Annotated in this window: 8 protein-coding genes; 1 reads left to right on the forward strand and 7 read right to left on the reverse strand. The window is 31.5% G+C overall.

From position 1 onward, the window contains the following. Window position 1 precedes the first annotated feature (1 nt). The gene (locus tag ACTPNM_RS15625) at window positions 2-358 is read left to right on the forward strand and encodes a hypothetical protein (protein WP_440122724.1); all 357 of its coding nucleotides are present in this window, start codon (window positions 2-4) and stop codon (window positions 356-358) included. Window positions 359-364: 6 nt separating this feature from the next. Here the strand turns inward: ACTPNM_RS15625 and ACTPNM_RS15630 are convergent, their stop codons facing one another. Genes ACTPNM_RS15630 through ACTPNM_RS15660 form a run of 7 tightly spaced genes read right to left on the reverse strand, consistent with a single transcriptional unit; the run spans window position 365 to window position 15,265 of the window. Next, on the reverse strand, window positions 365-1,186 hold the full coding sequence (locus ACTPNM_RS15630; RefSeq protein ID WP_440122726.1) for a hypothetical protein: 822 nt from the start codon (window positions 1,184-1,186) through the stop codon (window positions 365-367). Between the two features lie 11 nt (window positions 1,187-1,197). Then, a complete protein-coding gene (locus tag ACTPNM_RS15635; RefSeq protein ID WP_440122728.1) occupies window positions 1,198-2,550 on the reverse strand; it encodes an ATP-binding protein in 1,353 nt (450 codons plus the stop codon). Between the two features lie 29 nt (window positions 2,551-2,579). Further along, window positions 2,580-3,554: a tetratricopeptide repeat protein gene (locus tag ACTPNM_RS15640; protein ID WP_440122730.1), complete on the reverse strand. Its 975-nt coding sequence runs from the start codon at window positions 3,552-3,554 to the stop codon at window positions 2,580-2,582. Window positions 3,555-3,570: 16 nt separating this feature from the next. Beyond that, window positions 3,571-7,194: an eCIS core domain-containing protein gene (locus ACTPNM_RS15645; protein ID WP_440122732.1), complete on the reverse strand. Its 3,624-nt coding sequence runs from the start codon at window positions 7,192-7,194 to the stop codon at window positions 3,571-3,573. Window positions 7,195-7,244: 50 nt separating this feature from the next. Next, window positions 7,245-8,351 carry an eCIS core domain-containing protein gene (locus ACTPNM_RS15650; RefSeq protein ID WP_440122734.1) on the reverse strand — a complete coding sequence of 369 codons (1,107 nt, stop codon included), beginning with the start codon at window positions 8,349-8,351 and terminating at the stop codon, window positions 7,245-7,247. Between the two features lie 24 nt (window positions 8,352-8,375). Continuing rightward, the gene (locus ACTPNM_RS15655; RefSeq protein ID WP_440122736.1) at window positions 8,376-10,151 is read right to left on the reverse strand and encodes a contractile injection system tape measure protein; all 1,776 of its coding nucleotides are present in this window, start codon (window positions 10,149-10,151) and stop codon (window positions 8,376-8,378) included. Then, entirely contained in the window at window positions 10,151-15,265 is a 5,115-nt protein-coding gene (locus tag ACTPNM_RS15660) for a hypothetical protein (protein WP_440122738.1), read from the reverse strand. Before ACTPNM_RS15660 ends, ACTPNM_RS15655 begins: the two co-directional genes overlap by 1 nt. Between the last annotated feature and the right edge of the window lie 15 nt (window positions 15,266-15,280).

Raw genomic sequence — 15,280 nt, forward strand, 5'->3', positions numbered from 1 at the left:
AATGCTACCTAGTTATCAAAACAGTATCGATTTATTAACAAATGTAGCCAATCAAAAGTTATATAAACAACTAGTAGTTCAACTTAACAAAGATTTTAGTTTAACTGGAATTGATTTAACTTTTTCTGAAAATAATACTCCTTTAGAGTTAAAAGAAGAACTCCAGAAATCAGTTAAAGAACTTGTATTACATGACTTTAGTTCGTACACTAACCTTTTATATCATATTGATGTTTCTGAAAAGGATTCACAAATTAATGAATCTAACGATATTGATAGGTATATCGAAAATATTACGTTCTTAATTCTAAAAAGAATCTGGAAAAAGGTATGGTTTAAAAATCAGTTTTCTGAATAAAAAACTTTACCCTATTACTTCTTCAATAATAGTATTTAAATTATGGTTCTCTTCAAAACCATCTAACCAATTTGATGTTTCCTCATTATCTAAAAAGCTATTTAATGCCTCTCGCACTGTGATTCTGTTTTGTTGTGGTAAACCTTCAATTACTTCTGTTAAATTACTTAATAAGTGTTTTGGAGAAGTATTTTCTTCATATAGTTTAAATGCTATTTTGCCTGTTACATCTAAAAACTTTATATAATTTGCTTTCGTAGTTATAGGCGTATTTATTCCTAATCTTTCAAAAACCTCTTGTACTACTCCAGAAGTTTGTCGCCCCCATATACCATCTACTAAAATTTCTTCTTTGTAAATGTGTTTTAACACTAGTTGTAAATACAATGTTTCCGATTTTGAGGTTTCATTATAATCAACAGGTACACTCGTATCAACATGCCAATGATCTTTATGATTTGGGTAGTAATAGTTTAATACAATACCAAAGTGTTTTCTTAAAAAAGATTCCATGCCTAAATACAACTCTTTTTGATGAATAAAATTGGTTGTAACTAGGGTTTCATCACTCCAAAAAACAGCATCCAAATCAAATGCTTTCCCATGACCATGCTGTCCTGGTTTGTCTACAAAAATTCCTGCTGTTGTAATTACTTCAGGAACTCCTAAAGGACAATGTTCAAAAACTTCTTGAAGTGCATTTTCTAAAATACTTAAGAAACTTTCATTAACTGAAAAGTTGCGTTGCTCGCCTCTTGTTCCATAAGGATGGTTCGTTAACCTGGCATAATGTAGAGGAATACCATTTATACTATTGATTACTTTCATTACTGCTTCTTTTAAAGTTTAATATTAATTGTTTTTCCTTCTTTTGTGTATTCTCTTTTTACTCCTTCTAATAAGTATTGCCTTAAAATTTTATTTTCTTTACTGCCGATAGTCTTTAAGCACGCATATTGAATTACATTTACGATGTTAGCTCCTGTAAGGTTGAATTTCTTAGCCAACTCTTCTACAGTAATTAATCCTTCAAGTTCAACATTCTTAGGTAAATTATTTTTCCATAAAACTAACCTCTCCTCATAGTTTGGTGTTTCAAACTCTATAATATTATTAAAGCGACGTGTAAATGCCGTGTCAATATTATTTTTAAAGTTAGACGCTAGGATAATCAATCCTGGGTGCGCTTCTATGCGTTGTAGTAAATACGATACTTCTTGATTAGCGTATTTATCGTGGGCGTCTCTTACACTGGTTCTTTTTCCGAAGATAGAATCAGCTTCGTCAAAAAATAAAATCCAATCTTTATTAATGGATTTATCAAATAGTTTAGATAAGTTTTTTTCTGTTTCTCCTATATATTTTGACACTACCATAGATAAATCAACTCTATACACATCTTTTCCTGTGTGTTTTCCTAATAGACCTGCTGTTAATGTCTTTCCAGTTCCTGGGAGTCCACAAAACAACACACGATATCCTGGTTTCATTTTTGAAGCCATACCCCAGTCGTTCATTAATACTTCTTTATAGGCTAACCAGTTTTCTATCTCTTTAACATCATTCAGCGTTTTTTCTTGTAATACCAAATCGTCCCACTCTAAATCTGTGGTTATTAAGCTTGCTGGAAAATCTTGACTTAGTTGAGGTTTTAATTTTTTACCTGTTATAAAAAAATACATATACTCTTGTGCAAGAATTAATTTTCCGCTCATTTGTGGTTCTCCATAGGGTACTTTTTCTATCTCAATTATAACATTTTTAATCAGTTTACTACTACACAATATAAAGTTTAATACATGCTTTCGCTCTTCAATATCATTACCCGCTAAAATGTATAAAGCCGTCTCAACTGTTGGAATAATTCCCCTATGATTTTTTCCTTTCACTCCTCCAAATTCCGGTAATTCTCCTCCGTTAGGCAGGAAATCAGAAATAATAGCACTAAAAAAATTTGGCAAAATATGTGGTATCACACTTAAAAGCAATAATATTTTATCTGAATAATTCAATTTGTTTTCTCTAATGAAAAAAGCCAAATAGGAATCATTTTTTTCAAAACTCACATCTAACTTTAAAAAATCATTACCATGAAATTCTGAAGACAGTCTAGCGTAAATTATTTCTCTTAAAAAAGAAACTGCTTCTTGTAAATTTGCTTTTGTGTTTATATTATTTACTAATGTATCCATGAAATTATATTTTTTGCTACTTAGATTTATTAGTCTTTTCTATTAATCTTATTTAAAACTTTTTCTGCTTCCTCTTTAAATATACCTTTAGTATTGACTATACTATTTAAAATACTAATAGCATCATTTAATTTATTCACTTCCAAAAGTACAATAGCCTTATAGTAGTTTGCTTTTTCATTCTTAGAATCATTTTTTAAAACTAAACTTAACTCACTCAAAGACTCATTTACAAGACCCTGAGATAATAAGGTTACTGCTTTATCAATTCTTATTTTGTTATTAAAAGGCTCTATAGTTAAAATCTCATCCCATTGCTTCATGGCATTTTTAAAATCAGACAAACCTAAGTATATGGCTGCTAGCAAACTTTTAAATGATAGTTCTTCTGGCTTTATATACAGTGCTTTTTTGACTGCTGCTATAGCAGAACCAAAGTTTTTCGAATTAAAATGAATTAAGGAAATATAATACCATATTAATTCTTGTTGCTTTTCTTGTTTTGAAGCTTCGTATAAAACAGACAGAGCAAATTGGTATTCTTTTAACTGAATATAGTCTTTCGCTAAATGTAACTTGAAACTAACATCATGGCTTAGGTTTGTTATAATATATTCCCAAACTTTTACAGACTCATCGTATTGTTTTTGAACCTGATATAGTGAAGCTAAACTCTTATATCCCATTAATGAATCAGGAGCTTTATCTATTGCTTTTATATATTGATCTTCAGCTAATTTAAACTCTTTTAAATTAACATAAGCATGACCTAAGTTTAAAAAATAAGTTGCACTCTCTTTTATTTTTAAAGCATTTTTAAAGCAATTAGTAGCCTTTATAAAGTTTTTCTCTTGGAGTGATACCATTCCTAAATTATTTAGAGTGGCTGCATATAATGGATTTATTTCCAAAGCTTTATTATACTTTCTTTTTGCCTCTTTTATATTTCCTTTAAGGAACAACTTTACTCCTTCATTATTTAACTGTTCTACACTTTCTGCCATGATTAACTTAATTTAATTAAAAAATATCGTCCTTAATGTCTCTTCCCAAATCAGTTAGCATATCTCCTATATCTAATTCTGGATAAATTACCCTCAGATCTTCAAAAGACATATTGAATGGTTCTCCTTCTCTATAATTAACAGGGAACTCTATTCCGAACTGTATATCTGGTCCCCAAGAGAATGAAGCTAAATTATGACGCCAAGTTTCTGAAATTGATAACAACCATAAATCTAAACTTGCTCTTGCAAATGCATTAATATCAAAAGTGAATTTAGGGTTAACCGTTACTCTTCCTAAAGCATCAATTGCTAAACCACTTTGAGGGCTCCAATTTACATCTACTTGAGCCAGTGCTTCTCCTTCTAAACCTAAACTACCAGCTACCTCAATACCTCCAGTTAAACTGGCAAATCCAACACTAACTCCTAATCCTAAATCTCCTCTTAATGTCAATCCAGCATCAGCAGGTATTACAAATTCTCCATGTCCAGATATTGTAGTTTCATCTTCGCGATCTGGGTTATAAATAACATCTGCATATAGACTTCTTATTTGCCCTGGTCCGAAACCAGCTGAAAAGTCAAGTCCTCCAGTTATACGAGCAACAACTCCAATACTTCTTGGTCCTAGTGGAATTGCAAAGATTGGAATTTCAATCGCTGGCATATTGAAAAGATTTCTATCAACAGATTGTCTATCAAAAATGTCCACAGTATCAGGAAGTCCTATTCTACCCGCTATTTCAATTTCTCCATTCGGTAAAAAGTTTACTCCAGCTGTAGCCTGCAACCAAGGTGTTAAGGTTAAAGTTAGACTTCCACCCCCATATACTCGCATGTTTTCATCTGGCTCTCCTGATGGTTCTCCATCTTCTCCAATAGCTCTATTGGTAGCTCCAATGTTAACAGTTCCACTTAACATCCCTCTATTATAAGCAGCACTTCCTTCAATAGTTAATGCTCCATTATCATAAGTTACAGTTAATTGAGTATCAATCCCTGGAATGTCAGGTTGTGCTGTACCAGAAACAAAAATATCGTAATTTTCAGCTCCTGTTTCTTTAGCAACTCTTGCCTCTACATTCCCACCCCTTATACCAGGAATGTCTGAACTTAAATCAAAGTTACCGCTGATTGAAAATCCTTCGTCTCCATAATTTACGGTCATAGTCCCGCGCTCAATCCCTGGTATATCAAGCTCTGCCGTACCTGTGGCGGTGAAGTTATTTTCACTATAAGTAGCAGTGATTGTAGCATTTTTAATGCCACGTACCTTACCTTCAGGAATACCTATTTCGCCTCCTATCGTCCAGATATTCTCTTTATACTCCACATTTATTTCAGCAGGATCAAATAATTCTGAATCAAAATTGAAAGCTCCTTCAAGTTCAAAACCTCCAGCAGTAGACGCTGCTGCTCCTATATGTCCTTCTCCGACATTATCTATACCAAAATCTACGCGACCTTCTATACCAAGACCACGCTCGATTGACAAAAATAGCTCTAAGCTAGAATCCTTGATTTCAAAAGGAGAAGGGAAATTGAAACTTCCTGTACTAAAAATTTTACTTACTTTAATATCTCCTGAAGAAATCTCCAAATCTAATGTTGTATCTTCAATCAAACCTAGAGTTGGATTAACTACACCTGTAATAGTTATACCTTTCTCGTTATCAAAATGAACTTGATGAAATTGAACAGGACTCATTCCTGTAATATCAAAAGCCTCTTGCAGTTCTGTTCTAAGTGTTGTTTTATCTATTTCTAAATATCCAGCAAATTGAGCTCCTGAATATCTTTTAATTGTTACCACGTGCGAACCACTAGAACTTGCTACAGTATTATCTTTCAATGCCAAAGTAAAAGAGCCTAAATTTTCAGTTTGACTACTACCATCTGCCGTATTAAATTGTTTAGCTGTAATTTCCCAAGGATCTAACCAAGTTTTCTCTCTAGAGAGTATATTTTCATTATTTCTGAATCTTTTACCTACTCCACCTGCCTGAAATGGAAATACCATCACTTCATTAGCAGAACCTAGATCACCTAAAAATTCTTGCTGTATGTCATATTCGTCTTTTAAATGGTCCCCTGATTCTATTTTACTTTTTGTCCAATTACTCGGATTTTCTGAAGCTCTAGAGTTAGGATCTCTTATAGCTTGGGAAAATTCTATATCCCAATTCTGCATAATGATATCAGCATTTCTAAGATTATCTCTTGTTTCAGTATTTCTAGCATCTCGCTCATGTTCTCCAATCTTGGCAGAGATGGATCTTATGATTCTATAAATATGAAAACCTGATGATCGATTTGAATCCTCATTTAATAGCCACATATTATCTATATCATTATCTCCACCTAGTTGTAATTCTTTTTTATGATCTACCTGGAACCATCTTCCCCTACCATTTTCTCTCCAAGATGGAAAAGTTAATTCACTTTTTAGTGTATTAATATCTCCGATAATCCTTCTTAATCTTCCTCCATTACCATCTGGTGTTTTTAGCACCTTTATTCCTTCTCCTAAAAGGTTTTTATTAGCAATAAAACTGGTGATTCCACCTGTATTTTTTAGTCCTTCACTCCATAATTCTCTTTGATTGTTAGGCTGGGAGTTTCTGTTATAGTTCTTAGGTCTAGTAAAGGAACCACTTAAGAAACCAACCTTAGCAGGTTGTACCGGTAGTTTGGAGACAATGATTCTACCTGAGGACAATATTTGCACATCAAAATTCCCTCTGCCTTCTAACTCAAATGAAAAATTGTCTCTATCATATTCAGTATCATCACCAGTTTTTTGTATCAGTTTTGTTTGTACTCCTGTAGAAGCTCCTTGCTGTATTGTATGCGTTAATTCATGTGCCAACAAATGTTTTCCTGACTCTGATGTTGGATTGTATTTTCCTTCGTTAAAATAAATATCATTCCCATTGGTAAAAGCTTGGGAACCTAACTCTTTATTCATTTGAACAGCGTTGCTATCGTTATGAACACGCACACCGCTAAAATTAGCTCCAAAACCTGACTCCATTTCATTCTTAGTGCCACTTGGTAATGAGTTTCCTCCACCTTTTGAACTACTGAGATTGCTTTCTAATGAAGAATTATCATCCCCTCCTGACATTTGTAATTGTTGAATTTCTTTCTCCTCTTTTTCCTGAATTTCTTCCTCTTCTTTCTCTTGAATGTCTTCTTCTGCTTGTTGCTGAATTACCTCTCCAGCAAATGGTGACTCTGTTGTTTCTTTTTTTGTTTGAACTTCCTCTTCAGTAGATTTTTGCACATCTTCCTCTTCTTTTTGTTGTAAATCTTCTTCTTGTTTTTGAAGACTATTTTCTGATTTTAATTGAACTACAGGGCTTATAGAATCAACTAAAGGTTTTTGTTGAATTTCTTGCTCGTTTGATTCTTGCTTTTGAATCTCTTCTTCATTTTTCTTTTGAACTGTTGGTGCGAAAAAAGAGTTTGAAGTTTCTTTTCCCTTGGCTACTATTTGGTCAGCAGCTTTATCTGCCTCGACCTCATATTTATCACCTGGTTTCCCAACATTTAATTTAGGTTGAATAAAGCTTCCTCCTCCATTTGATTTTGAAGAAGTTGGTTTTGTGGTATGTTGAGTTTTTGGTGAAAACATAGATTATTAGCTCTTAAAAAATGAATATAATTTGATATGTCCCTTGAATATTATGTAATGCTAACATTTACAGTAGCACTACACCTAAAATACAGTCTCAAATAAAATTTTTCATAAGTGTTCCACTCTTCTGTAGGTAATGTTATACTGTAGGATATACCTCCTTCTTCTCTAAACATTCTGATATGCTGACTTTCAATTTTTTCATCACCAAGAATATGACATTGCCACACATTAACTCCATAAGTGTTATCAAAATGACAGTTATCATCATTCGAAGAGGCTTCTACAAAAATATTTACTGTTCCTCCCGAAGGTCTATCAAAAACATCTGTATAATAGGCTCCTCTTCTAACACTTACACCTCTATAATTTAGAGGTACGCTACTAGATGAACTACAACTTGGTGTACTTCTTGAAATGCTTCGCTGTATTTTTTTCTGAACCATTCCTTTTTGTTGAATAGTATGTGTTAACTCATGCGCTAACAGATGCTTTCCTTCTTTAGAATTTGGATTGTATTTTCCTTTATTAAAATAAATATCGTTTCCATGCGTAAATGCTTGTGCTCCTATTTCTTGACTCATTTGTGCTGCTTCTGAGTTGTTATGAATGTTTACACGGCTAAAATCGGCTCCAAAACCTGACTCCATTTCACTTCGTGTTTGTGCATCCATTTTTTGACCTCCATTTCCTCTTTTTAACTTACTTTCAAAAGAAGGTTTATTTTTTGTTGAAGTAGATTTTTCCGTTTTTGACTGCACAGCTTCCTCTTCTTCTTGCTTTTGTACTTTCTCTTCTTTTTCACAATCATCGCACTTCGATTGTACTGTTTCTTCCTCTTCCTTACTTTGCACCGCTTCTTCTTCCTCCATCTTTTGAACAGGTTGTTCTTCTTCTGACGCTTCTACTTTTTGTACAAGAGAGCTTACTTCAGAAGCTAATGGTTTTTGCTGAATATCTTCCTCATTTTCTTTCTTTTGCACTGAATTAGACTCAGCGCTATTTCCCACAACTTTATCAGCCATCTTATCTGCTTCTACTTCATATTGATCTCCTTTATGACCAAATGCTAACTTTGGCTGAATAAACAAATCCTTTTTTTTATCTTTAGTTTGAACATTATTAGCTTCTGGTTTTTTATCTCTTTTAAACATGACTTTTAAAGTTTTAGTTATATTTTACCAATTAGTAAAGATTAATTCCTTCATCCAAGGAAGTTTACATAAGCTTAAATTCCATGGTAATTTGGTATCTAATAAAATATCTTGTGTTTTTCTTTCAACTGTTAGATTAGGGTTATCTTTAGTTAAATCTAGTTTACCTTCTCTTTGTAAATACTCATTACGCAACAGGTCGTTTGAAGAGTTTTTTAAAACCGCCCAATTTTGAAGTACTGCTCTTAACAATTCCTCTGATTTTTCTTTAAGTTCATCACTCAGTACTACATTTCTTTCAATAGAACTTTGTATGGGTAGATTGCACAAAAATTTTTCGAAAATTAAATTGTTTTCAAACTGTTGTTCTTTTTTAGTAGCTACATAATGTAGTAAGTGAACTGCTTCATTGGGTTTGATAATTTTGTTCTCATTGTCTAGAAAACCACATGTATTAAAAAACTGTTTTAAAAAAGGGTGTAATAAAATTAATCCTGCATTTTTTACAAGATGTGATTTAGGCTCGCTTATAACTTCTTTTTTTCTTAGAAAAGTATTTTTTAACGCTTCTTGATGTCTCCTTTTATATTCAGCTCTCTTTTGGTCGTCAGTAATTTTCTCCGTTTTCAAGTTTACTCCTTTATCTTCATAAGGGTTCTTACTTTTCGCTTGCATTTTTATTCTTAATTCTTCTTTTACTTCTTTACTTTTTTCTTTTGATGATGTTTTCTTCTTTAAAACTTCTTTTTTGTTTTGATTATCTACTTTTTCAAGAGTTTTTTGTGAATTAGATGTACTTGATTCTTTTTTTGGAAGAGTTAATTCTTCTGCTTTGTTTTGATTTTTTTTAACTACTACTTTATCTAGTTTATCAATACTAACATCTGATTTCTCCTCTTCCTTTTTACTTATAAACTCTGTATTGACAGCCTCAATGCTACTTCTTTCTTTCTTCTCTTTAAACTCCTTCTGTTCTTTACTATTAAACTGATTTTTGAATATTCTTTCTTGAGAAGTTAGCTCTTGTAAAAATTGAGTTAGATTTTTTGAAGAATTAAAAGCCTTTATTCTTTTGCATATCTCTATTTCTTCTTGAACTTCATTTACTATTCTTGAAAAATCATTGTTAATTGTTGCTTTGATGAAAAACTTCCACACTTTATTCCTTATGGCGTAGCTCTTAAAATCAAATTTTTTGATAGTTGATAGAAAAGCCTCATACCCCATTGGTTTATTAAAAACTCCTAGGAATAATATTTGCAATTCTTCAGTCTTAAACTGTTGAATTAATCTATTCTGTTGAACTTGATCTCTTAATGATTTCAAAAAACGTTCTTCAAAAAATTGACTTTCTGTTATTTCAAACAACACCTTTTTTGTAAAGTTTTTCTCTTCCTTTTGATTCCACCAAGCTGTTGTTCCGTGTTGTAAAAAGTGAAAAAAAGTATCTAATTTAGTCTCTGAAGCAGTAACCTTTTTTATAACTATATCGTGTAGTTCTGGGGTTTTGAAAATTGCTTTTAACTTTGTTATAAGTTGTTCTTTTATTTCTCTCTTTGTACTGTTATCTTTTATAGACTTATTGTTAGTTGATATATCTACTTCAATATTTAAGTTTTCTATTTGCTGAATGTATGCTTCATATTCGATTTCTTGAGAGTTAAAATATTTTTCTATTTCTGGAAATACTTCTTCTTGCAAAAAGTCTTCGATAGTATTTTTATACTCTTCTGCTACTTTTTTACTTTTCGTATTTACCTCAACAAATACTTTTTGAATGGTATGTTCTTTAGCAACCATTATAAGTTTTGTATTAAGTTTTCATTAATAAACTTAGAAATATATTCTGCTTGAATTTCAGTTGTGAACTCCTTTAAAAATTGTAAAAAAGCTTCATTTGCTACTTTTATTTGATTTTCTTTAAAAGAAATAAAAGCACTATCTATAACTTGTAACAATTCTAAAATAACTCCTTGATTTTCATCCAACTCTAAAACAGTTTGGTCTTGACAATGAAGAATATTTAAAAACAACCTTACTTCTGCCCTAAAATACCTTGTAAGTAATGTTCTGTTTTCAATATCTTCAATAAGTAATTTTGACGTATTGATAAGTAACTTAGAAAACATTCCTCTTAATTGATTGTTGTTTTCTCCTGTTAAATAAGAATTACTTTCATCGGTTATAATTGCTGTATAAGCATCATTTGTAGGAACTACTACTACCATGTTAACATTAGTACCACTTCCTCCATCATTTATGCTAAACTTATTTAACTTATAATAGTTTTCAACTTCTGTTCTTGTTATTTCCTCACAGGTTTTATCTTGTATTTTTCCTATTTCTATAACTTCTGTTGATGTATTTTCTCCACACTCACTTACTACCATTAAAGAGACTTTTACCATGTCTCCATCAAAATTACTCAGGTCTTCTGTTATTGTTGTTCTATTTATTTGAGGTTCTCTTTCAACTCCATTAATCACCCAAACATACTTGTCTCCTTTTTCTGAAGTATTTGTTAATGATAATATTCTAGTTTCTGGATCAAAACTATAAGTAAAGCTTGCTTGTGGTGTCGCTGTTAAATTAATAGCCTGTGTAACAAAAGTTCCTACAAGACTTATACTTACAGTACTTGAATCTGTTAATCCTGAATTAGCTGGCACAAACTCCCATAATTTTGTTTCTTCATTAAACTTTACATTTCCTCCTGTAAGTTGTACACCTTCAAATTGTGGTCTTACTACAACAGGATAAGACTCTTTATCACTTAAACAAAAAGTAGTGTTTGGTAAGCTTATTGTAAACTCTGGGAAGGCTATATTCTTTGTAAAATCTGCTTTAGAAAAACATCCGTTACCATCAGTAATCATTAATTTTATTGTGTAAGAGTTTCCTACACCTTCTTTTACTAATAACTGAGGATTAAACAACTCTGTCTCCGATTCAATGCTATTTACACTCCAATTGAACTTTAATCCTTCCGGTTTTACTCCTTCTGGAAGTATTGCTTCAAAAGCTGCTTCGTAAAATAATTGTCCGTCTTTCCATATAAATCTCGATTCGCTTCGTTCTGAAATACTTATTTGTTTAACTTCATGAATTGTTATTCTTGCATTTGTTGTTTGCCCGTCTTCTAAGAACTCAATAATTTGATCATAATTTTCAAAAGTGGCTACATCAATAACTAATTCATTATTCTCAATTGTAACACCCTTTATAGCTCCACCTTCAATAGTTATTGTTCCATTAACATTTGTAAATGGTATTCTTGCTGTTTTTTCTTTACCAAAATCTAAGCAATATTTTGGTCGTATGGCTAGTTCTGATGGTGTTAGCGTATCAAATTTTATGGGTTTTATAGGGATTTCTTTTGAGCATGGACCCAATGAAATTGTTAATGCCGGGGTTACCTCATTGTTTATATCATCAATTGGCAGTGTATACTTTTGAAAGACTTTATTGTTTATTGGCGTACGTTCTACTCTGGTACCATCTCCCATAAAGTCCCAAGAATACTTGATGTTATTAAAGAAATCAGCTTCAACAAAATCAGCATCTTTCCAATGTAATACATAAGTTACCCTAGCTTTAGATTTATCTTCATTGTATTCAATAGGTTGTTCTACTTCAACCAACAACTCTAATGCTGGATATACGATAAGTTCACAATCGGTAGGTTCATCGTTTACTGTAAACTTCATTGGTTTACCTAATAAACTTTTATCAGTTTTAGTAACATCAATTTTCCATTTTTCATCTTCTGGATCTTTAAACACTCCTGATATTACTCCTTCTGGAGCAATTGCTTTTACCTCTCCGTCTATAGGTCTTACTGTAAAAATTAAAGGTTCAATTACAGTCTCTTTTTTCAAACATATAGTACTTACTGGTAAACTTAAAAATGGTGGTTCTTTTGGTATAATAAAGTTCACTGGAGCGCAGTCTGAACAACACATATATGGCAACGAAAAGTCTGCTACTACCGTATTTTTCAATGTTTCATTTTCACGAATCACTTCATTTTCGTCAAAATATAAACGTTTGGTAGTTTCTAAAACAATAGGATTATAGATCTGGAAAAAGTATTCACCTCTAGGTACTAAATGATCTTTGATAGTAATACGCATTCCTACAGAACCATCTTTATACATTTTAGTTTCTTCTGCACTAAGAATTTTAGATACACCTGCCCTGAACCAAGTTCTGTTTAAGAACGCTGTAAAATTGCTTACTGTTTCGGCTAATGTTTTTCCTACTAAAACAACATCTTGTTCAGAAAAAAATCTGTTTTCTAAGTTAAAGTAACTTCCATCTACAAATGAAAAATTAATACTTGAACTTTTATCCCATAAATTGATAACTCCACCATTTTTATATAATGTTTCTTTACCTAAAAAGATTTCTTCTGAAGCTGAAAATTCATCTTTTATAATCCCTGTACCTGATAATATCGGCTGATTTTTAAATACAACATCTAACACTACATCATCAAATGTATTTTTATCTACTGCATTTTCATTTACATATACCATTACAAAAGTCCCTCCTGGAATAACTCCTGCTTTGTGTTCAAGTCCTGGATGTTGTTTTACAAATTCTGAAAGTTGAATTCTTTCTAAAATTTTTTTCGTCCTTTTATCTATTTCTGCAAGTAGTGTTTCTAACTTTTTTCCTGAGCAACAAACAATTGATAACTGGTTAATTAATAACCCTAAAATTTGTTTGGTTGATAGTTCTAATGAAGTACTGTTATACTTTGCTTGTAGTTTTTTTACTCTTTTACACAGCTCTGCTATCGTTAGTTTATAACTTGTTAGCACAAGACTATCTATATCTCTTATATTTAATGGAATTTTTGTATCTAAAACATAAGTATGAACTAAGGTTTCTGTAAGATCTGTTAAAATAAAATCGCTAAGCGTTGGTTCTTCTTTCCAAACTTCTTTTTCTTTTAAAACTTCAGTTTCTTTATTTAATTCAACGATAATGTCGCTGGCTGATCCGTATTTGTTTTCATCAATTACTCGGTCTATCAAAAAACCTATTGAGTCTTCCTCTTTTGTTAAACTATCTTTTACAATGTTTTCTTCCTCTAAAAACTTATTATATTCTTTGGTTCCGATATCATACTTATACACAAAATCTTCCTTAACACTTGCCTCTTTAGAAAGTAAATCCATTCTACTGATGTACTCTTTTACTAATGGAATTTCTTCTTTTATGGGTTCTTTTTCTAAAACACTTATTTTGTCTTTATAGTTGACCACGTTATCTACTACTGTGTTAGTTTTTGGATCAGTTAATTTAAAGGCTGAAAATGTTTTACTTACTTCTGATAAAATGCAATTCTGTTCTGCTCTCCATGCATTCAACAACATTTTTAAGTCTTCAAACTCACACTCGTAATTATTTATATTTATTTTTTGTTCAACTGCATTGATGGAAAGTGTTTTCACATCAAAATTCAATCCGTTATCTTTTTTAAGTTTTAAGATTTTTGCTAAGGCATCTCTGTACATTTTTCCTTGATGCCCTTCAATTCTATAGAAATCATTTTTATCAATATTGTATGCTAACGGATTCTTTATTGCTGCTGACTTCTTAAGGTTTTCTTTATGATAGCTTAAATTTTGATTTGCTCTATAATTTTTTGTTTTGTTAAAGTCCCATCTCTTTAAAAACTGTGAAGAAACATTATAATAAAAAGGAACAGCTTTTTCACTTAATGTGGTATGTGCCCGTGATGGGGTTATCACCACATCTTCTGATTTTGTTTTTCCTATATAATTATTCGCAATAGCAATTGCTCTATCAATTAACAGTTGTACTTTTTGAAAATTTTCATTTTCATGACCTACAATAGGTGACTTATAAAATTGATGACGTAACTCTGGATATTCTGTTTCTTTTTTCAACTTTCCTAACATTATATGCTTTGGAAAGGCTCCAATATTTGGGCAACAGTTTACATTGATGTGTAATAGTAGTTCTTTAATTTCATTGTACGTATCTATCAAATCTTTGATAACATCATATCGATACTGGAAATCTAGTGGAACAGCTAAAGAACTAAAACTAAATAATGATTTTATTTTAGTGGCTATTGATGGTTTTTGAAATTTTGAGAATATTGTATCAAAGCCTTCAATTAAATCTACACTAATACTTGTATCTTTAACTACACTATCAAACTGTGCTTTTAACTCTGAAAATGTTTTGGTATTTTTTTCGTTTAACACCACTCTTTTTGCTTCTACAACAGGTAGTTCGTTGTTAAATTTATACCAATTGTGTTTTAAAAAGATGGTGTCTTTAGCTGCAATAGCTTCTAAATCTTCAATACTTACAAGTAATACGCGTAAATTATTGATCTGCTCAATACCCTGATTATCACATGTCAGTTTTTTACACAACATGTCTTCATTTGGATATTGTTCTAGATACAACAAAACAGCCATTCTTTGTATCTCTGGAAATTCAACTAAATTAGTGTACAACTCATCTGCTTCTGTATGTAATTCCCATAAATTATATTGATTACCCTGAGCATTTTTAAAACGATCATAATTACCATCAGTATCTTCAAACTTTTTATAGAATGAAAATGTTTTTGACTGTAAACTTTCTTTTATTAAATCAAAAAACTGAACTAAATCTCCATCGGTAGTTACTGCTGTTCCTTGAGTAATTTCAATACTCGACACCGCTGTTTTATCTATAGTAAATTTTGGAGTTACCTCAAACCCACAGGCTATTCCAACACCACTTAAACCTAGCCTTGACAAACGGTTTTGGTCTTCAAAATAATCGATAAATGTATTAAGTTGTGTTTCGGTTAATACTTGATTAGCATTAAACTTACTATATTCAGTTGTAATTTCTCTTAGTTTCAGGTTAGTCGTTTCCATACGTATTATGTTTTG

Source organism: Tenacibaculum sp. Ill, assembly GCF_051938915.1.
Taxonomy (GTDB): Bacteria; Bacteroidota; Bacteroidia; order Flavobacteriales; family Flavobacteriaceae; genus Polaribacter; species Polaribacter larymnensis.